Origin of the sequence: Mycobacterium sp. GA-2829 (genome assembly GCF_001499965.1) — a bacterium.
GTDB lineage: Bacteria > Actinomycetota > Actinomycetes > Mycobacteriales > Mycobacteriaceae > Mycobacterium.
In genome coordinates this window covers 94,109-118,122 of the sequence record NZ_LQIT01000005.1, presented here as the reverse complement: position 1 = coordinate 118,122, position 24,014 = coordinate 94,109, and the positions used below count along the sequence as shown (strand labels likewise).

Here is a 24,014-nt window from a genome sequence, read left to right as displayed (position 1 = left end):
GCAAAACGGGAGTAGGTGTGGCAACAACCGTGCGCTCGGCGAGCAGAGATTCAGTCGACCGCCAGCGGCAGCCGGACCTCGAAGCGCGCCCCGGTGTCGAGGTTGTGCGCCGACAGTGTGCCGCGGTGGGCCTGCACCAGCCCGGCGGCGATCGCCAGCCCGAGCCCCGAACCGCTCGGCAACGACGAATCATCGCGCGGCACACGGTCGTTGGAGCCGCGGTAGGCGACGTCGAACACGCGGGGCAGGTCGGCCTCGTCGATACCCACCCCGGTGTCGTCGACGCGGGCCCACGCCACGTCGTCGTCGGAGCCCAGCGCCAGCTGCACCCGCCCACCCTCCGGCGTGTGCGCGATCGCGTTGGCCACCAGGTTGGACAGCACCCGCACCAGCGCGCGGTCACTGCCCAGCACGCGGACGGGTTCGTCGGGCAGTTCGGCGCGCAGCTGCACCCCGGCCCGTTCGGCGGCGATGCGGTGGGCGGCCAGCACGTCGTCGACCACTTCGTCGAGTGCGACGCGGTCGAAGACCGGTTGCACCGCACCGGCGTTGATCTTGCTCATCTCGAACAGGTCGTCGACCATCTCCGAGAGCCGGATCGACTCCTGTTCGATGTGTTTGGCGTGCGCGCGCACCTCGTCGCCGCCGACCAACCCGTCGGCGATCGCCTCCGACACCGCGCGGATCCCGGCCAGCGGGGTGCGCAGGTCGTGGCTGACGAACGCGACCAGCTGGCGGCGCGACATCTCCGCGGCCCGTTCGGAGTCGCGGATCTCCTGCTCCCACACTGTGCGGCGGGCTTGATACCGGCCCAGCATCACCGCGGCGGGGACGGTGACGACGGCGACGATCACCAGCACCGCGGCGATCGGCTCGAAGGTCTCGGTGATCATGAAGCCGCTGGCGCCCAGCACCCCGGTGAACGTGGCCAGCACCGGGATCAGCACCAGCACCACCATGCTGACGGCCAGCGACCAGTTCCGGGCCAGCTTGATGATCAGCGCCCCGGCCACCACCACCGGGATCGAACAGGCCAGCGCCCAGCCGACGATTTCCCAGAGGTCAGTTGACGGCACCGGCGTTCTGGCCTTCACGAGCGCTCGCGGCGTCGCTCCACAGGTAGCCGCGGCCCCACACCGTCTGCACCCGGTGGTGGTCGCCCAGTTTGGAGCGCAACCGTTTGACGTGCACGGTGACCGTGGACAGGTCGCCGAAGTCCCAGCGCCACACCTGTTTGAGCAGCTCTTCGCGGCTGAAGACGGTGTCGGCGTGGGTGATGAAGAACAGCAGCAGGTCGAATTCGCGGTTGGTCAGGCTGACCGGTTGACCGTTGACGGTGACCGACCGCGCCGCCGTGGAGATGGTGAGGGCGCCGACGGTCAGGTCGACCGGCGGCACCCCGACGGCACCGGGGGTGCGCCGCAGCACCGACCGCACCCGCAGGGCGAGTTCGCGGGGGCTGAACGGTTTGGTCAGGTAGTCGTCGGCGCCGGCCTCCAGACCGGCGATGCGGTCGTCCTCCTCGCCGAGCGCGGTCAGCAGGATGACGGGCACGGTCTGCTGTCCGCGCTGGCGCAGTGTGCGGCACAGCGTCAGCCCGTCGGGTCCGGGCATCATCACATCGAGCACCGCGACGTCGATCCGCTCGGTGCCGAGCAGTCGCAGCGCCTCGGTGCCGTCGCGGGCGATCGTGACCTCGAGGCCGTCGCGTTCGAGATAGCGGCGCACGACGTCGCGCACGACGTTGTCGTCGTCGGCGATCAGCACCCGTGTCACTCCACGAGGTTAGCCGCCGCTGACCGCGACCAGCGCCGATGTCATCGATTCGTCACGGTTGCCCCAGGTCGCTCTCAGCCGCCGTGGTTAGCCTCGAACCCATGTCCGAGTGTCCGGTGACGGTGGTGCTGCCGTGCCTGGACGAAGCGGACTCCCTGCCCGCGGTGCTCGCGGCGCTGCCCGCCGGGTACCGGGCGCTGGTGGTGGACAACAACAGCAGCGACGGCACCGCCCAGGTGGCGCGCGACCACGGCGCCGAGGTGGTGTTCGAACCGCGGCCCGGGTACGGCTCGGCCGTGCACGCCGGCGTGGTCGCGGCGGCCACCCCGGTGGTCGCGGTGCTCGACGCCGACGGATCGCTCGATCCGCGGGAGCTGCCCGCGCTGGTCGCCGAACTCGACCGGGGCGCGGATCTGGTGGTCGGGCGACGGCGGGCGGTGCCGGGGTTGCGCTGGCCCTGGCACGCCCGCTTCGGGACAGCCGCGGTGTGCCTGCGGCTGCGGCGCAGGCACGGTCTGCCGGTCCATGACATCGCACCGATGCGGGTGTTCCGCCGCGACGATCTGCTCACGCTCGGGGTGACCGATCGACGATCGGGGTATCCACTGGAACTCCTGGTCCGCGCGGCCGCCGCGGGCTGGCGCGTCGTGGAACGCGACGTCACCTACGGGCCACGCACCGGTGGGAGGTCGAAGGTCAGCGGCTCGCTGCGCGGCAGCGTGGTGGCCGCGCTCGACTTCTGGCGGGTGATCGAGTGACGCAGGTGCCCGTGACGCTGCTCGTGGTCGCCAAGGCCCCGGTTCCGGGGGAGGCCAAGACCCGGCTGGCGGTCACGGTCGGGTTCGAGATGGCCGCGGTGATCGCCGCGGCAGCGCTGCTCGACACCCTCGACGCGGTGCTCGAGACGCCGGTGGCTGCGCGAGTGGTCGCGCTGACCGGCGATCTGGACCAGGTGCACGGCCCCGAGGTGCTGCGCGCGAAACTCGCCGGCTTCACCGTCGTCGAACAACGCGGTGACACATTCGCCGAACGGTTGGCCTACGCGCACACCGACGCCGCCGACGCGGCAGGAGACCGGCCGATCGTGCAGATCGGGATGGACACCCCGCAGGTGACACCGGAGCTGCTGACCCGCTGCGCGCAACGCCTGCTCGACACCGACGCGGTGCTGGGGCCTGCCACCGACGGCGGGTGGTGGCTGCTCGGCGTGCGGAACGCGGCGATGGCCGACTGTCTACGCGACGTGCCGATGTCGCGGGCGGACACCGGGGAGTTGACGCTGACCGAGCTGCGGGACAGGGGCTGGGAGGTGGTGCTCGTCGACGAACTCGCCGACGTGGACACCGCCGCCGACGTCGACGGTGTGCGGCGCGACTGTGCCCGCGGGAGCCGGTTCACGTTCGCGACCGCGGCGGCGGGTCTCTAGACCGATGCTGGGCAACCTGTACGACCGTGCGCTCGGCGGGGAACGGTGCTGGATCCGCGCCGACGACGGCGGCGTTCGGGCGCTCCCTGTGCACAGCTGGCTCGGCGGCAGGCACGCCGACCGGCACTTCGACCGCACCGTGCTGTCGCTGTGTCAGGGGCCGACGATCGACTTGGGTTGCGGGCCAGGGCGTTTGGTGGCCGACCTGGTGCGGCGCGGGATCCCCGCGCTCGGCATCGACCAGTCCGCCACCGCCGTGGAACTCGCGCGGCGCAACGGGGCGCCGGCGCTGCGGCGCGACGTGTTCGGAGTGCTGCCCGGGATGGGACGCTGGCAGACCGCGCTGCTGGCCGACGGGAACATCGGGTTGGGCGGCGATCCGCGCCGGGTGCTGCGGCGGGCCGCCGACCTGCTGCGGCCCGGTGGCCGCTGCGTCGCGGAGTTCGACGCCGACATCGAGGGCGTCCGCGAGGTGATGGTGCGCCTGGAGTCGCCGAGCGCGATCGGGCCGTGGTTCCGGTGGGCGTCGGTAGGGGTGGACTGTGCCGCAGCGCTGGCCGAGGAGGCCGGGCTGGCGATGACGGGTGTGCACTCGGCCGGCCGGCGGGTGCTCGCTACGTTGACCGCACCGTAGGCCGGCGTCGCGTCCGCACGGTCTGCACCGCGTACACCGCCGCGCTGACCGCGAACATCACGGCGGCCAGCAGCAGCCACCGCCCGAGGTAGGGCTGCTGGGTCAGCCCCGTCGCCGCGGCGTACGTCGGGGCGCCCTGCTCGAGGATCCCGGGGCTGAACACCGCGAACGTCAGCGCCGATCCGAGCGCCGGTATCCGCAGATAGTTGAGCGGCGGCACGGGAGCCGAAAGATGTTGTGTCAGAGCGAGAAATCGATCAGCGAGCGCGTAGAGCGGAAACAGCACCAGGTCGTGCACGATGACCGCCGCGGCGAACCACACCGGGATCGACTGCCACCACGTCCGGTGATTCCACAACGCCGGAAGGCCGAGCGCGACAACGGTGTACCCGAACAGGGCCAGCCCCGCGAGCAGCGTCAGCAGGTGCAGCGGATGCGATCCGTAAATCCTGCGGAAGGTAGTCACAGCGCCTCGAACTCGATGGCGCCCACCCACTTCGTGTTGTGCACACCGGGCAGCGCGGGCACGATCACCCGCGCCGGGTAGCCGTGGTCGGGGGAGAGGTCCGCTCCGTTGACGCGCAGCGCCAGCAGCGCATCCGGATGGGCGATTTGGTTGGCCTGCAACCTCGCCCGGTTGAACGCACCGCGCCGCTCCACCGACGTCACGCGCGCCGATGCCGGTTCGGGCACGCCGGCCACCCCGGCGAGGTCGCGCAACCGCACCCCGCTCCACTCCTGGGTGGTCGACCAGCCCTCGACGCAGGCGATCGGCAGGCGGGCGGTGTGCTGGGGCAACGCCGCGAGCGCCGCGCGGTCGAAGACGACCGGTTGCGCACCGCCGCGCAGCGTCAATCGCCACGCCGCCCCGGTGGCCGCGGGGGTGATCCCCGCCGCGCGGGCGGTGCGGTTGACCTGGAAGTCGTTGGGACCGTCCCCATAGGAGCGACCGCGGGGCATCAGCACCGCGGCCTGCCGGGTGACCCCGCCGAGGGTCTGTCCGGCGGTCAACACGGCCATCAACGCCGCACCCCCGCCGACCACCGCCAGCGCACCGCGCCTGCTGATGGTCGGCGGGTCCGGGTCGGCGGCGGCCAGATCGTCGGGTTCGATTGTCTTGGAACGTAATCCGATCCACATCCGAGGGATCTTGATCGCGATGTGGGTCACGAAGCCGGCGATGAACACCCAGGCGCCGAAGTAGTGGGCGGTGTAGAAGCTGAACCCGAAGATGTAGTCGTACTGGATGTTGAGGACACCGGTGACGATCTCGAACAGGATGCCGCCGACGAGCAGTAGCAGTGAGAGCCGTTCGAGCAGTTGGGCGGGTGACTTCGCGGGCGGCCAGACGAACAGCCGCGGGATCACCGACCACAGTTTGGCCAGCACGACGGGGATCAGGATCAGGCCGAGCCCGACGTGCAGGCCCTGGGTGAGCCGGTACAGCCACGCCGGATCGGTCGGCCAGTCGAACGTCGGCAGCTTCAACCACCCGACGTCGGCCGGGATGGCCTGGCCGAGGCCGGGGCCGTAGGCGATGTAGGACAGCAATCCGGTGACCACGACGAGCGGCAGGGTCACCAACAGGACGGCACCGAGCACCGAGGTGAACCACAGCCCGCGGAGCGGACTGCGCCAACGCGGCTTACCGGCGGCCATCTCCACATTCTGCCGAGCCATGCCGGCAGACGGGGCGGGATGAACGCTCGGTCACCAGTTGGTCAGGATGAGGTGGTTGATCAGCAGCGCGCCGATCACGTTGAGCGCGAGCCACCACCGCTGCGCCCGCACCGGCAGCAGCGCCGCGGCCGCGACCAGCCACATGGTGAACGGCAGCCAGATTCGCTCGGTCTCGGCCTTGCTCAGCATGCTCAGATCCGCACATACGATGGCCGCCAACGGCCCCAGCAGCAGGTGCAACCCGGACCGGGCGCGCAGCGCCGCGATGTCGAACACCCGGCCGAGGCCCGCGACACTGCCCAACCCGATCGCGCACACCACCGACGCGAGGTTGCCCCAGCTCCAGTACTGGAACGGCCGGTCGTTGGCGATGCCCTGCCAGTAGCGCTCCTGTACCAGGTGATAGCCGTCGAACCACCAGAACCCGGCCGCCGCGAACACCGCGACGACGGCGAGCGCGGCGCCGACGGCGGGCAGCAGCGCGCGCAGCGCCGCCCGCAGATCGGCCGCACCGGCCAGCACCGCGACCGCGGGCAGCGCCATCAACGCCAGACCGTAGTTGAGGAAGACCGCCCACCCCAGCAGCAGACCGGCGGCGACGGCGACCAGTTCCGGCCGACGGGTGCCGCGGTGCACCGCGACCGCCAGCAGCGCGACACCCCAGGCGGCGACGCCGGCGAAGTAGCCGTCGGCCGAGACCACCACCCAGATCGCGGTCGGCGCGACCGCGACGAACGGTGCGGCCAGCCGCGCGGTCGGCTCGCCTGCCACCGCCCGCATCGCCACCAGGATGGCCGCGGCCACACTGGATCCGACGAGCAGACACAGCAGCCCGGCCCACGCGCCGCCGCCCAGCCCGATCCGGTCGAGCCAGACGAACGTCAGCAGCGCGCCGGGTGGATGCCCGGACACGTGGGTGATCCACGAATCCGGTTGGTAGTCGAGGATCCGGTCGGCGAAACCACGCACCGCGGCGGGGATGTCGTCGATCGTGGGCACCTGCCGCAGGTATTCGTGCCGCGCGGTCAGCCGGCCGGCGAAGCCGCGCTGCCAGCCGTCGATCATCGCCAGCGAGAACGCCCACGCCGCCGAGGTCGCCCACGCCGTGAGCAATAGTGCGCGCCAGCCCAACCGCTGCGCGAGCGCCTGACCCCACAGCACCGCGGCGACACCGAGGACGACGGCCGGTATCGTTCCCCACCCGACGTGGGCGTTCCACCAGCCGAAGATCGGCGCGGTGCCCGCGAAGGTGCGGAACCGTTCGGGCGTCGCGTTGATCAGCGGGGTGACGGGGTCGAGATGCAGGTGGGGTACGACGAACGCGGCGACGACGAGCAGCAGGCCGAGCCCGGCGGCGATCGTCTCCCTGCGGTGGGCACGCACCCGGCCAGCCTACGGCTCACAACCGGGCACCGGCCCCGGTGAACTGATCGTGACGTGGTGTCAAACTCGTTTTACAGGCCCGACACATCGGCTGGTCAAGCTACGACCCATGTCGTATGTGAATCCAGCGCAGTTCGTCACCACGATGGTCGACGCTGGCGAGAAGAAGGCGTTCATGTCGACCCGCGACACCGTGATCCGCGCGTACATGGCGGGGGCGATCCTCGCGCTGGCCGCGGCGTTCGCGGTGACCGTGACGGTGCAGACGGGCAACGCCCTTGTCGGCGCGTTGCTGTTCCCGGTCGGGTTCTGCCTGCTGTACCTCCTCGGATTCGATTTGCTCACCGGCGTTTTCACGCTGGTGCCGCTGGCACTGCTGGACCGTCGCCGCGGTGTCACCCCGCGGGCGGTGGCGCGCAACTGGGGGCTGGTGTTCCTCGGCAACTTCGCGGGGGCACTCACCGTCGCGTTGATGATGGCGGTGATCTTCACCTACGGGTTCTCGGTGGACCCCAACGAGGTGGGGCAGCGGCTCGGTGAGATCGGCGCGAGCCGCACCGTCGGCTATGCCGACCACGGCGCGGCGGGCATGCTGACGCTGTTCCTGCGCGGCGTGCTGTGCAACTGGATGGTCTCCACCGGCGTGGTGGCGGCGATGATGTCGACGTCGGTGTCGGGCAAGGTGATCGGGATGTGGATGCCGATCATGCTGTTCTTCTACATGGGGTTCGAACACTCGGTGGTCAACATGTTCCTGTTCCCGTCCGGGCTGATGCTCGGCGGCGACTTCTCGGTCATGGACTACCTGCTGTGGAACGAGATCCCCACGGTCGTCGGCAATCTCGTCGGCGGGCTGGTGTTCGTCGGGCTGGCGCTCTACGCCACCCACGCCCGCACCGGCGGTGAGCGCAACCGCCCGGTCTCGCCCGAGGAGTTCACGCTGGCGGCCGAGGCGCGCGCATGACCCGCGACGAGCTCACCGCCGACATCACCGCGGCGCGGATCGCCAAACAGCTGACGTGGCAACAACTCGCCGATGCCATCGACCGGCCGGTGATGTGGACGATCGCCGCACTGCTCGGCCAGCATCCGATCCCCTTCGAACAGGGCAAGGTCATCGTCGACCTGCTCGGGCTGGACGAGTCGTCGGTGGCGCTGCTGGCGGCGGTGCCGATGCGCGGTGGGCTGCCCACCGCCGTACCCACCGACCCGACCATCTACCGCTTCTACGAGGTGCTGCAGGTCTACGGCGGCGCCATCAAGGAACTCATCCACGAGGAGTTCGGCGACGGCATCATGAGCGCGATCAACTTCAGCATCGACGTCGTGCGTAAGCCCCATCCCGCTGGCGATCGCGTGGTCGTCACCCTGGACGGCAAGTTCCTGCCGTACGACTGGACCGCCGCCGAGGAGTGAGGGACTTTGGTCCCTCGTCTCGAGGACCATCGCCCGGCCCCGGCGGCCGCCGCGCGTCCGTAGCCTGAGCGAATGCCTTCGCCCACAACGCTCAACGGCATCGTCGTCGGTGCCGACGGCTCCGCGCCCGGCTACGTCGCCGTCGACTGGGCGGCCCGCACCGCCGCCCGCCGTGCCGTGCCGCTGACGCTGGTTCACGTGACCGCGCCCAAGGATCTCCGGATGTGGATCGAGGTGCCCGCCCCCAACGAGTACCTGAGGTGGCAGAGCGAGCGCAGCGAGCAGGTGATGGCGCGCGCCGAGGAGATCGCCGAGCGGGCCGCCGAGGGCGGGCGCCTCACGGTGGTGCGGCAGGTCATCTCCGGGCAGGCGATCGCCACGCTGGTCGACATGTCCAAGGACGCCGACATGGTCGTGGTCGGCAGCCGCGGCCTCGGCGCCTGGGGCAGGCGTCTGCTGGGGTCGGTGAGCTCGGCCGTCGTCCACCACGCGCACTGCCCGGTCGCGGTCGTTCACGACGAGGATCCGCTGGTCGATCACCCGGACCAGGCGCCGGTGGTGGTCGGCGTCGACGGCTCCGAGGCCGCCGAGCGGGCCATCGCCATCGCGTTCGACGAGGCGGCGCGGCGCGGCGTCGACCTGGTCGCCGTGCACGCCTGGAACGACGTCGATTACGAGTTCCCCGACATCAAGTGGGTCGACTACACCGACCGCGGTGAGCGCATCATCGCCGAATGCCTCGCCGGGTACTGCGAGACCTATCCCGACGTCACGGTGCGCAAGGTGCTGGTGCGCGACCGCCCGGCGCGGCAGCTGCTGCAGCAGGCGGAGTCGGCGCAGCTGCTCGTGGTGGGCAGCCACGGCCGCGGCGGGTTCGCCGGCATGCTGCTCGGGTCGGTCAGTTCCGAGGTGGTGCAGGCCGCGCGTATCCCGGTGATCGTCGCCCGCGGGTCTTGACCGCCGGCCTCACCGGGCGGGCCGCACCTCCACGCAGCATTCCCCGGCGGCGGCGGACAGCACGGCCTCGACGGCATCGGTGCCCAGGCCGTCGAGCGCACCGGCCACGAAGGCGTGGTTGAGTCGGCAGACCAGCTCGGGCAGTTCGCGGGCAAGCGGGTGAAAGGGGCAGTTGCGCAACCGGATACACGCACCGTGAGTGCGGTACGGTTCGAACCCGTACCCGACGAGCATGTCCTCGGTCAGGCGCAGCGCGCGCTCGGCGCCGACGCGTCCGCCCCGCGGTCGGGTGGTCGCGCTCACCGCGGCCGCCCCACGCTCGCGGGCCAACCGCACCGCGGCGTCGCGCACCGAAGTGGGCCCGCCCTCGGCGAGCACCGCCCGGGCCAGGACGTCGGCCATCAGATCGGGTCTGCGCGGCGGAATGCTCACCGCGAAGTCAGCGTCGGCGGGCGCGTACATCTTCGGTGGGCGGCCGACACGCGCCTCGTTCTGCGAGAAGCGGAAGTGCAGCAGGCCGACGTCGACGAGCTTGTCGAGGTGGAACGCGGCCAGCTTCCGGGAGATGCCGACGGCGGACGCGGCTTCGTCGCGGCTCACCGGGCGGCGTTCGTCGCGGGCGAAGGCGTACAGCCGTCGCCGGATGTCGTCGCCCAGCGCCGCGATCGCGCGGATGCTGCGGCCCTCGTGGTCCACGGGTTCACGATATCGCCAACAAAGTTGGGTGAAACCCACTCTTGACCGAATCGTCCGAATAAGACCAAAATTGATTGTCCAAACCACAGCGATGTGGGAGGTGGTCGTGGACACACCGCTCGAGCAGGCCAAGCAACCCGTGAGCGCGCTGCTGGCCGGTCCCTACGGGCACCCCTTCCACCCGATCCTCGTCACGGTCCCGATCGGCGCATGGGCGGCCACCCTCTGCTTCGACATCGCATCCCATCTGGTCAACGAACCGGCCGCGCTCGCCCAGGGTGCGCAGTGGCTGATCGCGATCGGGGTGCTCGGTGCGCTGGCGGCCGCGACGGTCGGCTTCCTCGATCTGCTCGCGATCCCTTCGGGCACCCGCGCGCACCGGGTCGGGTTGCTGCACATGGCGCTCAACCTGACCGTCACCGCGCTCTACGCCGTCGGATTCGCCTGGCGGCACACGGACTATCCGCAGCAGGAGGCGGTCGGCATCGGGCCGCTCGCGTTGTCCGTACTCGGGTTCGCCGTGCTCGCGGTCTCGGGCTACCTGGGCGGGATGTTGTCCTACCGCTATGGCGTGCGGGTCGCCGGCGAATCCACACAGGCCGAGGGCTTCGGGGGGAGTCGAATCACCGACACCGGGAGGTAACGATGGGTATCGCGTCACTGATCGCCTGGATCCTGACCGCGGGTGGCGGCGCGTTCATGCTCGCCAAATGGGTGAGCGGCGGCGGCCACCGCGACCGCACGAGAACCCACTTGCCCCCGCCAATGGTGTTCGGCCACTTCGCTTTCGCGGCGCTGGGCCTCGTGCTGTGGATCGGATACGTGTTCACCGACAACCACCCGGTCGGCTGGGTCGCGCTGGCCCTGCTCATCCCGGTGGCGGCGCTCGGCGTCGCGATGGTGCTGCGCTGGTGGCCGGTGCACCGCAACCACACTCAACTCGTCGGCGCGGGCGCATCCGGGCCGGCCGACGCCCCCGAGCGGTCCTTCCCCGTCGCGGTGGTGCTCGCCCACGGCGTCCTGGCCGTCGTCACCGTGGTGCTCGCGTTGCTGGCGATCCTCGAGATCGGCGGCTAGTAGAGCATCCGCCGCAGGTTGTCCTCGGCGTAGTACTCGTCGAGTTCGGCCTCGCTCAGATCCGGTTTGAAGGACTTGGCCAACTGCGCGACGCTGGGCACCGCATCCGGACGCCAGGCCTCCGGCTTCCACGCGTTCGAGCGCAGAAAAGCCTTGGCGCAGTGGAAGAACACCTCTTCGACGCTGATCTCTAGCGCGAGGATCGGCCGCTTGCCCGCCACCACCATCGCGTCGAAGTAGTCCGCGTCGGCCAGCACGCGGGCGCTGCCGTTGACGCGGAGGGTGTCGCCGCGGCCGGGGATCACGAACACGGTGCCGACGCGCGGACGCTCCAGCACGTTGAGGTACCCGTCGACCCGTTTGTTGCCCGGCCGCTCCGGGATCGCGATCGTGCGGTCGTCGATGATGTGCACGAAGCCGGCCGGGTCCCCCTTGGGGGAAACGTCGAGGTGACCGTCGGCGTCGGTCGTCGCCACGAAACCCAGGGACGCGGCGCGCAGCCAGTCCTGGTGGATCGACGACAGGCGCGGGCTGACCTTGTTGGCCACGTAGCTGTTCGGATGGCCGACGATCTCCCGCAGTTCGTCGACGGACGTCACTTCTCGGCGCATACCGTCATCATGCCGGTGTTCCGAACCGTGCGCGCAACGCGTTTCGGTCCACCTTGCCGATGCCCTTGCGCGGCAGCGCGTCCAGCACGTGCACCTCGCGCGGCGCCGCGGTCGCGTCGAGTTCGGCCGCGACGTGCGCACGCAACTGCGCCACCGTGGGCGCCGCCGCCCCCTCGGCCGCCACGATCGCGGCCACCACCCGCTGTCCCAGGCGCTCGTCGGGCACCCCGAACACCACGCAGTCGGCGATCGCCGGGTGCCGGGACAGCACCGCCTCGACGATCGGCGGCATCACCGTCAGCCCACCGGTGCTGATCGCGTCGTCCACGCGGCCCAGCACTCGCAGCACCCCGCCGTCGAGGGCGCCGACGTCGTCGGTGCGGAACCATCCGGGTTCGGCGAACGGATCGGGGTCGACGGGGTTGCGGTAGCCCTTCGCCAGCGTCGGCCCGCCGAGCAGGATCCGCGCGTCGTCGAGCCGCACCCGCACCCCGTCCAGGGCCACCCCGTCGTAGACACACCCGCCTGCGGTCTCGCTCATCCCGTAGGTGCGCACCACCGAAACCCCTGCGGCAGCGGCTCTTTCGGCGAGACCGGCGGGCATCGGGCCGCCGCCGATCAGCACCGCGTCGAACGTCGCCAGCGCCGCGGCGGCCGCCGGATCGCGCAACACCTTGTCGAGTTGCACGCTGACCAGCGACACGTATCGCCGTCCCGCACCCATCCCGGCCACCGCCGCCACCAGCTCGCGCGGTTCGAAACTCGCCGGGATCGCCACCGGCGGCTCGCCGGCGACGACGCCGCGCACGAGCACCTGCAGGCCGGCGATGTGGTGGGCGGGCAGCGCGAGCAGCCAGCGGCCCGGCCCGCCGAGGCGGGTGTGGGTGGCGTGCGCGCTCGCCGTGCGCGCCGCCGCGGTGAGCATCGCCCCCTTCGGGGTGCCGGTGGTGCCCGACGTCGGCACCACCACGGCGACGTCGTCGTCGATCGGCGCCCCGACGCGCAGCGCCTCGGCCACCCGCCCGGCGTGCCCGGCGTCCTCGGCCGGAATCGGCAGGACCGCCGGGCCCCGGCCGGACACCATGTCCTCGACCGCGGGCAGGATCTCGAGCGCCGCACCGCCTGCCGGTACGGCGAGGGCGCGCAGGACGGCTATCGGTCCTCCTCCGGGTCGTCCCGGTCATCGACCGGCCAGTCCCGCGCCGCGAGCCTCGCCCGCACCCGCTCGATGTCGGCCGGGGTCGGCAGGTCATCGGTGATCGAGGTGATCAGCACCGCGATGTCGACGTGGTCGAACTCGCCGGTCTCATCGAGCGCCAGCGCCACCGCCGTGACCTCCTCGTCGGTCAACCGCCTGCGCAGCAACGCGAGCAGCGGCACCCGGTCCGGCCCCGGAACGCCCTCGGGGTAACCGGCGGTGATCCACGCGACGATCCTGGCTAGGAAGTTGGGCACTGACATCACTTTCCCGGGCACGGAGGCGACCGTGTGCCCGCAGGCAGTCGATGGTAGCCGCGGCGGCCTGCCGCCGCCCTGGACCAACGGCGGGCGCACGCTGGATGAACACTTGGTGAACAACCCCGTTTTGCCGGCAAAAGCCCAGGACACGCGGGAATTCGCCGCGCCCTAATTTTGGTTACGGAGGGCATGGCACAGCAGAATGAGGACTCGTGAGTTCCGAGTTGATCATCTTGGTGCTGCTCATCGCGACGGCACTGGCTTTCGACTTCACCAACGGTTTCCACGACACCGGAAACGCGATGGCCACGTCGATCGCAACCGGCGCGCTGAAGCCCAAGACGGCGGTCACGCTCGCGGGCATCCTCAACCTGGTCGGCGCATTCCTGTCGGTGGAAGTGGCCGTCACCGTCACCACCTCGGTGCTCAAGATCCAGGACGGCGACACCGGATCCCTGCTGCCGAACATCGACGCGTCCACCGGGCTGACCATCATCTTCGCCGGCCTCATCGGCGGCATCCTGTGGAATCTGCTGACCTGGCTGTTCGGCATCCCGTCGAGCTCCTCGCACGCCCTGTTCGGCGGCTTGATCGGCGCCGGTCTGGCCGCCATCGGGCTGTCCGGGGTCAACTGGACCGGCGTCACCCAGAAGGTGCTGATCCCCGCGATCGCCGCACCGGTCATCGCCGGTCTGGTCGCCGGCTGCGGCACCTGGATCGTCTACCGCATCACCCGCAAGGTGGCGCGCAAACAGCGTGAGACCGGCTTCCGCTGGGGTCAGATCGCCACGGCGTCGCTGGTCGCGCTGTCCCACGGCACCAACGACGCGCAGAAGACGATGGGTGTCATCGCGCTCGCCCTGATCACCACCGGCCACCTGACCGGGGACGTCAAGGAGCAGGGCCTGCCGTTCTGGATCATCGCCAGCTGCGCGCTGGCCATCGGCCTGGGCACCTACCTCGGCGGCTGGCGCGTCATCCGCACCCTCGGCAAGGGTCTGGTCGAGATCGAGTCCCCGCAGGGCCTGGCCGCCGAGGCGTCATCGGCCGCGATCATCCTCAGCTCAAGCGCCGCGGGTATGGCGCTGTCCACCACCCACGTCGCGACCGGATCGATCCTCGGCAGCGGCGTCGGCAAGCCGGGCGCGCAGGTGCGCTGGGCCGTGGCAGGCCGGATGGCCGTCGCCTGGCTGATCACGCTGCCCGCCGCTGGCCTCGTCGGCGCGCTGGCCTTCTGGCTGTCCCACTCGGTCGCGGGCATGACCACCCAGCTGGTCGGCGACGGGTTGATCTTCCTGATCCTCGTCGGCGTCTCCTTCGGACTGTGGTGGCGCGCCCAGCAGCAGAAGGTCGACCACCGCAACGTCAACGCCGACTGGGACGACGACAGCAACTCCGTGGTGCCCGCCGAGGTCCGCGAAGCGCCCCGCGACGTCGCGGCCGTCTGACCCGAACGACACGACTGAAGGACACCGGACATGGTTCACCTCGAGAGCATCCTGCGGGTGCTGGCCGTCGGCCTGATCCTCGGCGCGGGACTGCCCGCACTGTTCGCGTGCGGTCTGGTCGCCTACTCCGCCGGCGCGGGTGACCCCGACGCCGACGGCGCCGCCCAGGCCCCCAACCCGGCGCTGAAAGCCCTCGGCGTGGCGCTGTTCACGCTCGTCGGCGCGGTGATCCTGATCGGGCTGCTCTGGATCACCCGCTCGACGATCGAACACCAGCTCGGCATCAACCTGTTCCCGTTCGCGAAGTGAGGGTGGCGTTGACGACTGAGAACGCCGGCGTCATGGACAAGGTGCTGACGTGGCTGCGCGACGGCTATCCGCAGGGCGTACCGCCGAAGGACTACTTCCCGCTGCTGGCCCTGCTGAAGCGCTCGCTGACCGAGGAAGAGGTCGTCAAGGCCGCGCAGTCGGTGCTGCGCTCGACCGATTCCGACACCGTCACCGAGGACGAGATCCGCGCCGCGGTGCACGACCTCATCGACAAGGAACCCAACCCCGAAGAGGTGCATCAGGTCGCCGCGCGGTTGGCGTCGGTGGGCTGGCCGCTGGCCTCGCCGGTGCGCTAACCGCGGGTGTCGCGCCGCAACGGGTGATTGTCGGGCACTTGAACGACGATCAGCGTGACGCCGTCGGGGTCGCGCACGTGCATCTCGTAGAGCCCCCACGGTTCCTGCTTCGCCTCGCGCGCGATCGCGACGCCGCGCCCACGCAGCTCGTCCTGGGCGGCGTGGATGTCGCGGACCTGCAGCCACACCGTTCCGCCGGCGTCCGGACCGCCGTGGGCGGCCAGCTCGATGAGTGACTGGCCGGCGTAGAACACGGTGCCGCCGGCGTACTCACGGGCGATCGCCAGCCCGAGCCCGTCGCGGTAGAACCGCAGCGACGCGTCATAGTCCGCCGGCCGCAGCAGCATCCGGCTGGCCAGGATTTCCATGGGCCGTGTCTACCACGGCGCTCAGGCGCCGGGCTGGAACTGCTGCCGCTTGACGATCGCGTTGAACCACGTCGGCGCCAGCGAGTCGACGGCCCGCGCGGTGACCGCCATCCGCGGTGCGATGCGCACCGGGCGGTGCCGTGCCGCGGCGATCATCCAGTCGGCCGCCTCCTGCGAACTCAGCCCCGGCACCCGGTCATAGGCCCGCGTCGGCGCGATCATCGGGGTCTTCACCAGCGGGTAGTACAGCGTCGTCGAGTGCACACCCTTGTCGGCCCATTCGGTCTCGATGACCCGGCTGACCGCCGACAGCGCCGCCTTCGAGGCGACGTAGACCCCGAACAGCGGCGACGCCTCGCTGAACACCCCCCACGTCGCGACGTTGACGATGTGGCCCTCCCCGCGCTCGAGCATGGCCGGCGCGAGCCCGCGGATCAGCCGCAGCGGGGAGTAGTAGTTGAGCGTCATCGTGCGTTCGACGTCGTGCCAGCGGTCCAACGATTCGGCGATCGGGCGGCGAATCGACTTGCCCGCGTTGTTGATCAGGATGTCGACCCCGCCGAACCGGTCGGTCACCTCGGCCACCAGCTCGTCGACGGCGTCGAGGTCGGACAGGTCGCAGGCGCGGGCGGTGGCCTCGCCGCCCGCGGCGGTGATCCGTCCGACGAGCGCGTCGAGCAGGTCCTGCCGGCGCGCGACCGCGATGACGGTGGCGCCGCGGCGGGCGAACTTCTCGGCGGCCGCCTCCCCGATCCCCGACGATGCGCCGGTCAGCAGGATCCGTTTCCCGGCCAGGTCGATGTCGGCGCGGGGCTGCAGGAACTGCTCGGCCATCGAGGGCCGCATGCTGGTCAACATGAGGGTGTCGGACAGGCGGCGCAGCGGGTTCTTGCTCACCCAGGGAGTCTAGGTGAGCGATTTGTGCACGATTCCGAGCGGTGAGCGCGCGTAATCGTGCACAAATCACCGGGGACGGGCGGCTTCGGCGAGGGTGCGGGTGATCGACGCGGCCTGTGCGGCGGCGCGGTCGACCTTCGGATACTTGGGCTCGAACATGCCGGCCACGAACAGGCTGGCGTAGCCGTGCGCGGCGGCGATCTCGTGTTCGACGAGGCGTAGCGCGGCGCGGGTATCGCCACCGGTCACCGCGAGTGCCGGAACGAGGAACGCATCGCTGAGCGAGCGCATCGCATCTCGCTGGTCCGGATCCAGGACATCGCTCACGTCGTGGCCGTAGATGGCGTCCCACCCGATCCGGCGACGGGCGACGAACCTGACGTAGGTCCGGGCGGTCGCCTCCATCTGCTCGAGTGCGTCCCCCGTTCCGATGGCGGCGCGCACTTCCGCGTCGAATTCACGTGCGGCGGCGGTGACGACCGCGGCGAGGAACGCCCTGCGGTTGGGGAAGTGCCGGTACGGCGCCGCGGCGCTCACGCCGACGCGCTTGGCGGCCTCCGCCACGGACAACGCTTCCATTCCCCGCTCGGCGACCATGTCCAGGCCCGCCTCCACCAGCGCGGGCCGCAGGTCGCCGTGGTGATAGCTGCTGCGCGGCACCCCTTAGTAGTAGCACTGGTTTGACGCGAAGTTAGTGGTCTCTTACATTGGGATGTAAGAGACCACTAACATTGGAGCTGTCATGGACGTCTGGTTCATCACCGGAACTTCGCGGGGGTTGGGCGCGGCGATCGCGCGGTATGCGCTGGCGCAGGGAGACGCGGTCGTCGCAACGGCTCGGAACCCTCAGACCGTCGTCGCCGCGCTCGGCGCCAGCGAGAAGCTGCTCGCGCTGCCGCTCGACGTCACCGACCCAGCCGCGGTCCGCGCCGCCGTCACGGCCGCCGTCGACCGATTCGGCCGCATCGACGTCGTCGTCAACAATGCGGGCCGGGCCCTCGCCGGCGCGCTGGAGGAGATGAGCGACAAGCAGATTCGAGATCAGTTCGAGCTGAACGTGTTCGGCACCATCGACGTCATCCGCGCCACGCTGCCGACGCTGCGCGCTCAGCGGTCGGGGACCATCGTCAACCTCAGCTCGACGGCCGGTGTCATCGGGTTCCCCGCGTCGTCGATGTACAACGCGACCAAGTTCGCCGTCGAGGGCCTGACCGCAGGCCTCCGCCACGACCTCGCCCCGCTCGGCATCTCGGTGCTGGCGATCGAACCCGGAGCGTTCCGGACCGACTTCCTCGCAGCGTCGACGGTGTGGATCGCAGAGGAGCACGGCACCATCGACGACTACGCGGGCACGCCCGCACACGAGCAGGTCGCGCAGTTCGACGAGATGGACCAGACCCAGGACGGTGACCCGGACAAGCTCGCCGCGCTCCTCTACGACGTGGTGGCCGCGGGGGCTCCCCCCACCCGGCTTCCGGTCGGACCCGACGCGGTCGCGGCGACCGAGGGCCGCGTCGCCACCGACGCGGCCGAGCTCGCACCGTGGCGGGAGCGGGCGCTGGCGACGAGCATCTCGCGGGACTAGGAGTCGGCGAGCAGCTTCTCGCTGAGGTCCCAGAGGCGTTGCGCAGCTTCGGGGTCGACGGCGTAGCGGGTGACGCCGACGGTCATCTCGACCGGACCGCTCCCGAACTCGATACTGATGGGCTCGGTGACGTCCTCCAGCGGGGCGATGTCGTTGTTCTGTAGATACACGCCGCCGATGTCGGCCAGCGACGGGCTCGTCGCTGCCCACACCGTCGTCGATGCGCCTTGTTGCGGTGTCTTCATGTCGCGGTCGGGGTCGATGACCGGCGCTCCGGCATCGTCGATGAGACCCATGGCCTGCCAATCGCTTTCGGTCAGCCACGGGGCGAGGTTCGTCCCGAAGATCCCGCCGGGATGCAGGGCGTACCCGCGGATGCCGTCATCGGCGAAGCGGCGGTCCAGTTCGACCGCGAACAAGACGTTGGCGGTCTTGGACTGGCCGTAGCCGACCATGCCGTCATACGATCCGCTCTCGAAATGCGGATCGTCCCAGCGGATGTCGGACAGATGATGCCCCCACGACGAGAGGCCCACCACCCGGGCGCCGCCGGCCGACCGCAGCGCAGGCAGCAGGGCCCGGGTGAGCTGGAAATGACCGAGGTGGTTGGTGGCGAACTGGGATTCGTAGCCGCGGGCGTCCCGTGTCAGTGGGCTGCCCATGATCCCGGCGTTGTTGATGAGCATGTGTAGAGGCCGCCCCGAGTCGAGGTAGCGCGCGGCGAACGCCTCCACCGAGCCCGGGTCGAGTAGGTCGAGTTCGCCGACCTCGGCGCGGTCGATGCCGGCGACGGCCGCCGCGGCACGCCGGGGATCGCGCGAGCCGACGAGCACGGTGGCGCCCGCCGCGCTCAACGCCCGGGTGGTTTCGCGCCCCAGGCCGACGTGGCCTGCGGTGACGATGGCGGTGCGGCCGGACAGATCGATGCCTTCGAGGACGTCGTCGGCGGTGTTCGCGGCGGTGAATTCGGAGCCAAGGGGGTGCTGTTTGTGTGTCATGCCCGGAATAACAACGGCGGTCGGGGACTTCGCATGAGCATGAGTCCGCGTTTTCTGCGCGACAGTACGGATCAGCTCTCCGACGTCCTGCGGTTGGTCGAGGTGCACAGTGTGATCTCCGGGGGCTTCGGGGTCGCGGGCGCCTGGTCGACGCGTTTCGAACTGTCGTCCCCGCTGAAGTTCATCGCCGTGGTGGCCGGCCGCGCCACACTGACGGCCGACGGCGTGCGCGGCCCGATCGACATCGAGACCGGCGACGTGGTGGTGCTCAACCGCCGGTCGTGGGCGACGTTGCGGGGTGGGCCGGCGGAGCCGGTCAGGCAGCTCACGCTGACCGAACCGAACACGTTCGTGCGCATCGACGACGGCGACGACGACGTCGTCATCGGCGGACACATCGACGCGAACAGGGCGGGGGTGGAACTGCTGGCGGCCGGGCTGCCGCCGGCGGTCCACGTGCGGGCGTCAGCCACCGATGCCATGCACCTTCGCGAGACCCTGGAACGCATCTGGGAGGAGGCCACCGCCCGGCGGGTCGGCGCGGACTTCGCGGTCAACCAGCACGCCCAGTTGCTGGTCCTCACGGTCCTGCGGGCACACCTCGCCCAGGCCGATGAGCTTCCCCCGGGCTGGCTGCGACTGCTCACCGACGACCGACTGCGGGCAGCGGTGTCCCTGATGCACACCGATCCCGGACGGCAATGGCGGCTCGACGAGTTGGCCCGCGCCGCGACGATGTCACGCACCGCGTTCGCCGAGCGGTTCCGCGACGTGGCCGGGTCCCCGCCGCTGGCCTACCTCAGCGCGTGGCGGATGCGGCTCGCGCAGCGCGCACTGCGCGACGGTGACGTACGGATAGGGCCGTTGGCCGTCGAGCTCGGCTACACCTCCGAGAGCGCGTTCAGCACGGCGTTCAAGCGGGCGGTCGGGGTGTCGCCGCTGAACTACCGGGCGAGCGTCACCCCCGCTGAGCGATTTGTGCACGAAAACGCGCGCTCACCGCGCGAAATCGTGCACAGATCGCCGCGTCAGAAGTAGCGGGGGAACGCGCTCCAATCCGGATCGCGCTTCTCCAGGAACGCGTCCCGGCCCTCGACGGCCTCGTCGGTCATGTACGCCAACCGCGTCGCCTCCCCGGCGAACACCTGCTGACCCACCAGCCCGTCGTCGATGAGGTTGAACGAGAACTTCAGCATCCGGATCGCCTGCGGCGACTTGCCGTTGATCTCCGCGGCCCACTGCAGCGCCTCGGACTCCAGCTCGGCGTGGTCGACGACGGCGTTGACGGCCCCCATCTGGTGCATGGTCTCGGCGTCGTACGCGCGGCCGAGGAAGAAGATCTCACGGCCGAACTTCTGGCCGGTCTGGCGTGCCAGGTACGCGCTGCCGAAGCCGCCGTCGAAGCTGCCGACGTCGGCGTCGGTCTGCTTGAACCGGGCGTGCTGACGGCTGGCCAGCGTGAGGTCGCAGGTGACGTGCAGGCTGTGCCCGCCGCCTGCGGCCCACCCGTTGACCAGGCAGATGACGACCTTCGGCATGAACCGGATCAACCGCTGCACCTCGAGGATGTGCAGCCGTCCGGCGCGTGCGGCGTCGACGGTGTCGGCCGTCTCACCGGAGGCGTACTGGTAGCCGGTGCGCCCGCGGATGCGCTGGTCGCCGCCCGAGCAGAACGCCCAGCCGCCGTCCTTGGGCGACGGACCGTTACCGGTCAGCAGGACGACGCCGACGTCCGAGGACATCCGGGCGTGGTCGAGGACGCGGTAGAGCTCGTCGACGGTGTGCGGACGGAACGCGTTGCGCACCTCGGGGCGGTCGAACGCCACCCGCACCGTCGGCTGCGGGACGCCGTCGACGACGTGGCGGTGGTAGGTGATGTCGGTCAGGTCGAACCCCGGCACCGGCTGCCAGACCGACGGGTCGAACGGGTTGTCGCTCATGGCTGGAGAACCTACGCGATGGCGTCGAACCGGAAGACGGCGCAGCGGCCGGCGAGGGCTTCGAACTCATCGGGGGTGGCCTCGGTGACCAGTCCGGCGTTCTTCATGAAGTCGACGCCGGTCGGCACCAGCGTGGGGAACTGCCGCAGCAGCGGCCGCGCCTCCTCGGCGGACAGCTCGACCATGCGCACCTGCTCGCTGCGGCGGTTCTGGGTCAGCGTGACGTCGGGGTTGGCGCGCGCGTTGCGGACCCAGTCCGCGCCCGGAAAGCCGCCCACCACATAGCGTTTCCCGTCGACGAACATCGGGGTGATGGGGGTCGACCGCGGCTGACCGGATTTGCGGCCGGTGACGGTCAGGATCAGCGGCCCCTCTTTCCCGAAGATCGGCAGACCCACTTTCGCCGTGGCGATGACTACCTTGTTCAGCGGTTTCAGCCACCACGGCGGGCGGATGCGTTCCTCGGCCATATGCCTCCTAGAGTTCGACTCCGACAGCGGTGAGCGCGTCCCGCAACCCCGTGGGCCGCTCGGCAGTGGGCAGCGGGTCGACGAGCACGAACTGGCAGCCGACCGCACGTGCGCCGCCGTCGGCCTCGTCGCTGTCGCCGACCATCACCGCGTCGGCGGCGTCGACGCCGAGCCGGGTCAGGGCGGCGGTGAAGATCTCGGCTGCCGGTTTGGTGGCGCCGACCTCGAAGGACAGCACGAACTCGTCGACGGCGGTGTCGGCGCCGATCGCCGCGAACGCCGGCCGCACGTCGAACGCGATGTTGGACACCACCGCGGTTTTGATGCCCTGCCGGTGCAGCGCGGTCAGCACGTCGGCGGTGTCGGGGTAGGGGGTCCAGCAGGCCGGGTCGATCACGCGGCGGTAGAGCTGTTCGGCGTGCTGGTCGGCCAGCCCCGATTCGCGCAGCACGTGCAGGTACGCCTCGCGGTGCAGATGCGGTTCGAGGTCGCGGTTGACCCATGCGTGGTCGGCTTCGGGGGTCATCTTGACGGTGCGTCCGGTCGGTTGGGTGAGTCGGCGCAGGAGTTCGGCCTGCACGTGGCCGTCGATCTCCCGGTTGTGCACCTCCATACCGGTGAACCAGCTGTCGTCCTCTTCGAGGCGGAAGAGGGTCCCGGAGAAGTCGAAGAGCGCCGCGCGTACCGTCATCCCGACCATGGTGCCACGTCAGGTCCCGCGTATGCGGACGGCCTTGTCGGACAGCACTTCTCGTTCCCGGTCGTTGTCGGCCAGCGCGGCGGCGCGCTCGAACTGCGTGGCGGCCTCGGCGTTGCGTCCACGCCGCCCATTGTGCCGAGCAGACACAGATTCGCGTGATTCGCCGCTTTGCGACCCGAATCTGTGTCTGGTCGCGCCCGTAAAACTCAGCCCACTGCGCGCCCGGCGCCCTCCCAGAACTGGGCCCGCACCGCCTTCTTGTCCGGTTTGCCCAACGCGGTGATCGGCACGGAATCGGTGACGAACACCTGCTTGGGCACGTGCACCGAGCCCTTGCGCTCCTTCACCGACGCCTGGATCTCGCTGATCATGGTGGCCACCGCGGCCTCGGAGCCGTCGGCGTCGGGCCGCAGCACCACCACAGCCGTCACCGCCTCACCCCACTTCTCGTCGGGCGTGCCGATCACGCACACCTGCGCGATCGAAGGATGTTCGGCCACAACGTCTTCCACCTCGCGCGGGAACACGTTGAACCCGCCGGTGACGATCATGTCCTTCGTGCGGTCGACGATGAAGTAGAAACCGTCCTCGTCCTCGCGGGCCAGATCGCCGGTGTGCATCCACCCGTCGCGGAACGTCTCCGCCGTCGCCTCCGGCAGGTTCCAGTACCCACCCGACAGCAGCGGACCGGACACACAGATCTCGCCGACCTCGCCCCGGGGGACCGGCTTGCCCTCAGGATCCAGCAGCGCCACCCGAGCGAACAGCGTCGGCCGCCCGCACGACGTCAGCCGCTTGTCGTCGTGCTCCTTCTTCGACAGGTAGGTGATCACCATCGGCGCCTCGGACTGGCCGTAGTACTGCGCGAAGATCGGCCCGAACCGGCGGATCGCCTCCTTGAGCCGGACCGGGTTCATCGCCGAGGCGCCGTAGTACACGGTCTCCAACGAGGACAGGTCGCGGGTGTGCGAATCCGGATGGTCCATGAGCGCGTAGATCATCGACGGCACGAGCATCGTCGCGGTGATCTTCTGCTCCTCGATCACGCGCAGCACCTCGGCGGGATCGAACTTGGTCAGCACGATCAGCTCGCCGCCCTTGACGATGACGGGCGTGAAGAACGCGGCGCCGGCATGCGACAGCGGCGTGCACATCAGGAAGCGCGGATGCTCCGGCCATTCCCATTCGGCGAGCTGCACCGTCGTCATCGTCGTGATCGACTGGGTGGTGCCGATGACGCCCTTGGGTTTACCGGTGGTGCCGCCGGTGTAGGTCAGGCCGCCGATGTGATCGGGCGGCAGGTCGGCGGCGACCAGCGGTCTGGCCGGGTACTTCGCGGCCTCGGCGCTCAGGTCGACCGCCGTCACCCCGGCCTCGGCCAGCGCCTCGGGGACTGGCCCGATCGTGAGCACCTGCTTGAGCGACGGCACCTTCTCCACCAGGCCCAGCGCCCGCTCGACGAACATCGGGTTCGGGTCGATGATCAGCGACGTGACCTCCGCGTCGGAGAGCACATAGGCGTGATCGTCCAGCGAGCCGAGAGGGTGTAGTGCGGTGCGACGGTAGCCTTGGGTCTGGCCGGCGCCGATGATCATCAGCACCTCGGGCCGGTTCAGCGACAGCAGCCCGACGGCGGCTCCGGTCCCGGCGCCGAGCGCCTCGAACGCCTGGATGTACTGGCTGATGCGGTCGGCGAGCTCCCCACCGGTCATCGTGGTGTCGCCGAGGAACAGCACCGGCTTGTCCTTGTGGCGCTTCAACGCGCCGACCGTGAGGTGTCCGGAGTGCAGGAAATGGCGGAGCTGCGCGTCACTCATGGCATCAGACTAGAACGTGTTCCAATTCCAGTCAGCCGGTCCCCGCGAAAT

Annotated in this window: 31 protein-coding genes; 13 read left to right on the top strand and 18 right to left on the bottom strand. The window is 70.2% G+C overall.

All coding sequences use genetic code 11. From position 1 onward, the window contains the following. Nucleotides 1-50 precede the first annotated feature (50 nt). Both AU194_RS04790 and AU194_RS04785 read right to left on the bottom strand, forming a co-directional pair. Nucleotides 51-1,076: a cell wall metabolism sensor histidine kinase WalK gene (locus AU194_RS04790; protein ID WP_059088088.1), complete on the bottom strand. Its 1,026-nt coding sequence runs from the start codon at nt 1,074-1,076 to the stop codon at nt 51-53. Beyond that, a complete protein-coding gene (locus AU194_RS04785) occupies nt 1,063-1,776 on the bottom strand; it encodes a response regulator transcription factor (protein WP_059088087.1) in 714 nt (237 codons plus the stop codon). Before AU194_RS04785 ends, AU194_RS04790 begins: the two co-directional genes overlap by 14 nt. 101 nt (nt 1,777-1,877) lie before the next feature. Here AU194_RS04785 and AU194_RS04780 point away from each other — a divergent pair, with 101 nt between their 5' ends. Genes AU194_RS04780 through AU194_RS04770 form a run of 3 tightly spaced genes read left to right on the top strand, consistent with a single transcriptional unit; the run spans nt 1,878 to nt 3,836 of the window. Beyond that, the gene (locus AU194_RS04780) at nt 1,878-2,534 is read left to right on the top strand and encodes a glycosyltransferase family 2 protein (protein WP_157575899.1); all 657 of its coding nucleotides are present in this window, start codon (nt 1,878-1,880) and stop codon (nt 2,532-2,534) included. After that, complete coding sequence (locus AU194_RS04775; RefSeq protein WP_059088085.1) at nt 2,531-3,202, top strand: DUF2064 domain-containing protein; 672 nt, start codon at nt 2,531-2,533, stop codon at nt 3,200-3,202. Before AU194_RS04780 ends, AU194_RS04775 begins: the two co-directional genes overlap by 4 nt. Before the next feature lie 4 nt (nt 3,203-3,206). After that, the gene (locus tag AU194_RS04770; RefSeq protein ID WP_059088084.1) at nt 3,207-3,836 is read left to right on the top strand and encodes a methyltransferase domain-containing protein; all 630 of its coding nucleotides are present in this window, start codon (nt 3,207-3,209) and stop codon (nt 3,834-3,836) included. Here the strand turns inward: AU194_RS04770 and AU194_RS04765 are convergent. Genes AU194_RS04765 through AU194_RS04755 form a run of 3 tightly spaced genes read right to left on the bottom strand, consistent with a single transcriptional unit; the run spans nt 3,817 to nt 6,899 of the window. Next, nucleotides 3,817-4,302, bottom strand: coding sequence for a hypothetical protein (locus AU194_RS04765; RefSeq protein ID WP_082698473.1), 486 nt, complete (start codon nt 4,300-4,302; stop codon nt 3,817-3,819). The two genes, AU194_RS04770 and AU194_RS04765, sit on opposite strands and share 20 nt — an antisense overlap. Then, nucleotides 4,299-5,516 (bottom strand): molybdopterin-dependent oxidoreductase, encoded by a 1,218-nt coding sequence (locus tag AU194_RS04760; RefSeq protein ID WP_197417513.1) that lies wholly within the window; start codon nt 5,514-5,516, stop codon nt 4,299-4,301. Before AU194_RS04760 ends, AU194_RS04765 begins: the two co-directional genes overlap by 4 nt. Nucleotides 5,517-5,546: 30 nt before the next feature. Further along, a complete protein-coding gene (locus tag AU194_RS04755; RefSeq protein WP_059088081.1) occupies nt 5,547-6,899 on the bottom strand; it encodes a hypothetical protein in 1,353 nt (450 codons plus the stop codon). Between the two features lie 109 nt (nt 6,900-7,008). On the opposite strand from AU194_RS04755, the gene AU194_RS04750 reads away from it, so the two are divergent. From AU194_RS04750 to AU194_RS04740, 3 genes are all read left to right on the top strand, one after another. Beyond that, complete coding sequence (locus AU194_RS04750) at nt 7,009-7,863, top strand: formate/nitrite transporter family protein (protein ID WP_059088080.1); 855 nt, start codon at nt 7,009-7,011, stop codon at nt 7,861-7,863. Beyond that, the gene (gene cynS, locus AU194_RS04745; protein ID WP_059088079.1) at nt 7,860-8,315 is read left to right on the top strand and encodes a cyanase; all 456 of its coding nucleotides are present in this window, start codon (nt 7,860-7,862) and stop codon (nt 8,313-8,315) included. The genes AU194_RS04750 and cynS overlap by 4 nt, the downstream gene beginning before the upstream one ends. Before the next feature lie 72 nt (nt 8,316-8,387). Beyond that, nucleotides 8,388-9,272, top strand: a complete 885-nt coding sequence (locus AU194_RS04740) for a universal stress protein (RefSeq protein WP_059088078.1) — start codon at nt 8,388-8,390, stop codon at nt 9,270-9,272. Nucleotides 9,273-9,281: 9 nt separating this feature from the next. Here the strand turns inward: AU194_RS04740 and AU194_RS04735 are convergent, their stop codons facing one another. Next, nucleotides 9,282-9,968 carry a metalloregulator ArsR/SmtB family transcription factor gene (locus AU194_RS04735; RefSeq protein ID WP_059088077.1) on the bottom strand — a complete coding sequence of 229 codons (687 nt, stop codon included), beginning with the start codon at nt 9,966-9,968 and terminating at the stop codon, nt 9,282-9,284. A gap of 106 nt (nt 9,969-10,074) precedes the next feature. Between AU194_RS04735 and AU194_RS04730 the strand changes: the two genes are divergently transcribed. Together AU194_RS04730 and AU194_RS04725 are read left to right on the top strand one after the other, a co-directional pair. Then, the gene (locus tag AU194_RS04730; RefSeq protein WP_231743167.1) at nt 10,075-10,611 is read left to right on the top strand and encodes a DUF2231 domain-containing protein; all 537 of its coding nucleotides are present in this window, start codon (nt 10,075-10,077) and stop codon (nt 10,609-10,611) included. A gap of 2 nt (nt 10,612-10,613) precedes the next feature. Then, nucleotides 10,614-11,045, top strand: a complete 432-nt coding sequence (locus AU194_RS04725; RefSeq protein ID WP_059088075.1) for a hypothetical protein — start codon at nt 10,614-10,616, stop codon at nt 11,043-11,045. Here AU194_RS04725 and AU194_RS04720 read toward each other — a convergent pair. The 3 genes from AU194_RS04720 to AU194_RS04710 are packed head-to-tail and all read right to left on the bottom strand — an operon-like array spanning nt 11,042 to nt 13,111. After that, complete coding sequence (locus AU194_RS04720) at nt 11,042-11,656, bottom strand: MSMEG_1061 family FMN-dependent PPOX-type flavoprotein (protein WP_059088074.1); 615 nt, start codon at nt 11,654-11,656, stop codon at nt 11,042-11,044. The genes AU194_RS04725 and AU194_RS04720 overlap by 4 nt on opposite strands. 7 nt (nt 11,657-11,663) lie before the next feature. Continuing rightward, the gene (gene menE, locus AU194_RS04715; protein WP_369804024.1) at nt 11,664-12,761 is read right to left on the bottom strand and encodes an o-succinylbenzoate--CoA ligase; all 1,098 of its coding nucleotides are present in this window, start codon (nt 12,759-12,761) and stop codon (nt 11,664-11,666) included. 47 nt (nt 12,762-12,808) lie between these two features. Then, on the bottom strand, nt 12,809-13,111 hold the full coding sequence (locus tag AU194_RS04710) for a DUF3349 domain-containing protein (protein ID WP_157575897.1): 303 nt from the start codon (nt 13,109-13,111) through the stop codon (nt 12,809-12,811). Between the two features lie 215 nt (nt 13,112-13,326). Between AU194_RS04710 and AU194_RS04705 the strand changes: the two genes are divergently transcribed. Genes AU194_RS04705 through AU194_RS04695 form a run of 3 tightly spaced genes read left to right on the top strand, consistent with a single transcriptional unit; the run spans nt 13,327 to nt 15,188 of the window. Continuing rightward, on the top strand, nt 13,327-14,562 hold the full coding sequence (locus tag AU194_RS04705; RefSeq protein WP_059088073.1) for an inorganic phosphate transporter: 1,236 nt from the start codon (nt 13,327-13,329) through the stop codon (nt 14,560-14,562). Between the two features lie 30 nt (nt 14,563-14,592). Then, nucleotides 14,593-14,871, top strand: coding sequence for a hypothetical protein (locus AU194_RS04700; RefSeq protein WP_059088072.1), 279 nt, complete (start codon nt 14,593-14,595; stop codon nt 14,869-14,871). A gap of 32 nt (nt 14,872-14,903) precedes the next feature. After that, nucleotides 14,904-15,188, top strand: a complete 285-nt coding sequence (locus AU194_RS04695) for a DUF3349 domain-containing protein (protein ID WP_059088106.1) — start codon at nt 14,904-14,906, stop codon at nt 15,186-15,188. On the opposite strand, the gene AU194_RS04690 is transcribed toward AU194_RS04695, so the two are convergent. From AU194_RS04690 to AU194_RS04680, 3 genes are all read right to left on the bottom strand, one after another. Further along, entirely contained in the window at nt 15,185-15,556 is a 372-nt protein-coding gene (locus tag AU194_RS04690) for a VOC family protein (protein ID WP_059088071.1), read from the bottom strand. The genes AU194_RS04695 and AU194_RS04690 overlap by 4 nt on opposite strands. A gap of 21 nt (nt 15,557-15,577) precedes the next feature. Beyond that, nucleotides 15,578-16,453 carry an SDR family oxidoreductase gene (locus AU194_RS04685; protein ID WP_059088070.1) on the bottom strand — a complete coding sequence of 292 codons (876 nt, stop codon included), beginning with the start codon at nt 16,451-16,453 and terminating at the stop codon, nt 15,578-15,580. Nucleotides 16,454-16,519: 66 nt separating this feature from the next. Further along, nucleotides 16,520-17,113 (bottom strand): TetR/AcrR family transcriptional regulator, encoded by a 594-nt coding sequence (locus tag AU194_RS04680; RefSeq protein ID WP_059088069.1) that lies wholly within the window; start codon nt 17,111-17,113, stop codon nt 16,520-16,522. 82 nt (nt 17,114-17,195) lie between these two features. Between AU194_RS04680 and AU194_RS04675 the strand changes: the two genes are divergently transcribed. After that, the gene (locus AU194_RS04675; protein ID WP_059088068.1) at nt 17,196-18,038 is read left to right on the top strand and encodes an SDR family oxidoreductase; all 843 of its coding nucleotides are present in this window, start codon (nt 17,196-17,198) and stop codon (nt 18,036-18,038) included. Here AU194_RS04675 and AU194_RS04670 read toward each other — a convergent pair. Then, on the bottom strand, nt 18,035-19,036 hold the full coding sequence (locus tag AU194_RS04670) for an SDR family NAD(P)-dependent oxidoreductase (RefSeq protein WP_059088067.1): 1,002 nt from the start codon (nt 19,034-19,036) through the stop codon (nt 18,035-18,037). The genes AU194_RS04675 and AU194_RS04670 overlap by 4 nt on opposite strands. A 33-nt stretch (nt 19,037-19,069) precedes the next feature. Here AU194_RS04670 and AU194_RS04665 point away from each other — a divergent pair, with 33 nt between their 5' ends. Beyond that, nucleotides 19,070-20,074 (top strand): AraC family transcriptional regulator, encoded by a 1,005-nt coding sequence (locus AU194_RS04665; protein ID WP_059088066.1) that lies wholly within the window; start codon nt 19,070-19,072, stop codon nt 20,072-20,074. On the opposite strand, the gene AU194_RS04660 is transcribed toward AU194_RS04665, so the two are convergent. Genes AU194_RS04660 through fadD8 form a run of 5 tightly spaced genes read right to left on the bottom strand, consistent with a single transcriptional unit; the run spans nt 20,065 to nt 23,963 of the window. After that, nucleotides 20,065-20,976: a 1,4-dihydroxy-2-naphthoyl-CoA synthase gene (locus AU194_RS04660; RefSeq protein ID WP_059088065.1), complete on the bottom strand. Its 912-nt coding sequence runs from the start codon at nt 20,974-20,976 to the stop codon at nt 20,065-20,067. The two genes, AU194_RS04665 and AU194_RS04660, sit on opposite strands and share 10 nt — an antisense overlap. Before the next feature lie 11 nt (nt 20,977-20,987). Continuing rightward, nucleotides 20,988-21,446: a nitroreductase family deazaflavin-dependent oxidoreductase gene (locus AU194_RS04655; RefSeq protein ID WP_059088064.1), complete on the bottom strand. Its 459-nt coding sequence runs from the start codon at nt 21,444-21,446 to the stop codon at nt 20,988-20,990. Nucleotides 21,447-21,453: 7 nt separating this feature from the next. Continuing rightward, nucleotides 21,454-22,146, bottom strand: a complete 693-nt coding sequence (locus AU194_RS04650) for an HAD family hydrolase (RefSeq protein ID WP_059088063.1) — start codon at nt 22,144-22,146, stop codon at nt 21,454-21,456. Nucleotides 22,147-22,155: 9 nt separating this feature from the next. Further along, complete coding sequence (locus AU194_RS31630; protein ID WP_157575896.1) at nt 22,156-22,293, bottom strand: hypothetical protein; 138 nt, start codon at nt 22,291-22,293, stop codon at nt 22,156-22,158. Between the two features lie 59 nt (nt 22,294-22,352). Next, complete coding sequence (gene fadD8 / locus AU194_RS04645; protein WP_059088062.1) at nt 22,353-23,963, bottom strand: fatty-acid--CoA ligase FadD8; 1,611 nt, start codon at nt 23,961-23,963, stop codon at nt 22,353-22,355. Nucleotides 23,964-24,014 lie beyond the last annotated feature (51 nt).

Excerpts from the sequence above, each read along its gene's own strand:
- AU194_RS04750 (WP_059088080.1), top strand. The coding sequence starts at position 7,009 with ATGTCGTATGTGAATCCAGCGCAGTTCGTCACCACGATGGTCGACGCT.
- AU194_RS04655 (WP_059088064.1), bottom strand. The coding sequence starts at position 21,446 with ATGGCCGAGGAACGCATCCGCCCGCCGTGGTGGCTGAAACCGCTGAAC.
- AU194_RS04760 (WP_197417513.1), bottom strand. The coding sequence starts at position 5,516 with ATGGCTCGGCAGAATGTGGAGATGGCCGCCGGTAAGCCGCGTTGGCGC.
- AU194_RS04675 (WP_059088068.1), top strand. The coding sequence starts at position 17,196 with ATGGACGTCTGGTTCATCACCGGAACTTCGCGGGGGTTGGGCGCGGCG.
- AU194_RS04670 (WP_059088067.1), bottom strand. The coding sequence starts at position 19,036 with ATGACACACAAACAGCACCCCCTTGGCTCCGAATTCACCGCCGCGAAC.
- AU194_RS04780 (WP_157575899.1), top strand. The coding sequence starts at position 1,878 with ATGTCCGAGTGTCCGGTGACGGTGGTGCTGCCGTGCCTGGACGAAGCG.
- AU194_RS04695 (WP_059088106.1), top strand. The coding sequence starts at position 14,904 with ATGGACAAGGTGCTGACGTGGCTGCGCGACGGCTATCCGCAGGGCGTA.
- AU194_RS04665 (WP_059088066.1), top strand. The coding sequence starts at position 19,070 with ATGAGCATGAGTCCGCGTTTTCTGCGCGACAGTACGGATCAGCTCTCC.
- AU194_RS04660 (WP_059088065.1), bottom strand. The coding sequence starts at position 20,976 with ATGAGCGACAACCCGTTCGACCCGTCGGTCTGGCAGCCGGTGCCGGGG.
- AU194_RS04725 (WP_059088075.1), top strand. The coding sequence starts at position 10,614 with ATGGGTATCGCGTCACTGATCGCCTGGATCCTGACCGCGGGTGGCGGC.
- AU194_RS04650 (WP_059088063.1), bottom strand. The coding sequence starts at position 22,146 with ATGGTCGGGATGACGGTACGCGCGGCGCTCTTCGACTTCTCCGGGACC.
- AU194_RS04770 (WP_059088084.1), top strand. The coding sequence starts at position 3,207 with ATGCTGGGCAACCTGTACGACCGTGCGCTCGGCGGGGAACGGTGCTGG.
- cynS (WP_059088079.1), top strand. The coding sequence starts at position 7,860 with ATGACCCGCGACGAGCTCACCGCCGACATCACCGCGGCGCGGATCGCC.
- AU194_RS04720 (WP_059088074.1), bottom strand. The coding sequence starts at position 11,656 with ATGCGCCGAGAAGTGACGTCCGTCGACGAACTGCGGGAGATCGTCGGC.
- AU194_RS04740 (WP_059088078.1), top strand. The coding sequence starts at position 8,388 with ATGCCTTCGCCCACAACGCTCAACGGCATCGTCGTCGGTGCCGACGGC.
- fadD8 (WP_059088062.1), bottom strand. The coding sequence starts at position 23,963 with ATGAGTGACGCGCAGCTCCGCCATTTCCTGCACTCCGGACACCTCACG.
- AU194_RS04690 (WP_059088071.1), bottom strand. The coding sequence starts at position 15,556 with ATGGAAATCCTGGCCAGCCGGATGCTGCTGCGGCCGGCGGACTATGAC.
- AU194_RS04700 (WP_059088072.1), top strand. The coding sequence starts at position 14,593 with ATGGTTCACCTCGAGAGCATCCTGCGGGTGCTGGCCGTCGGCCTGATC.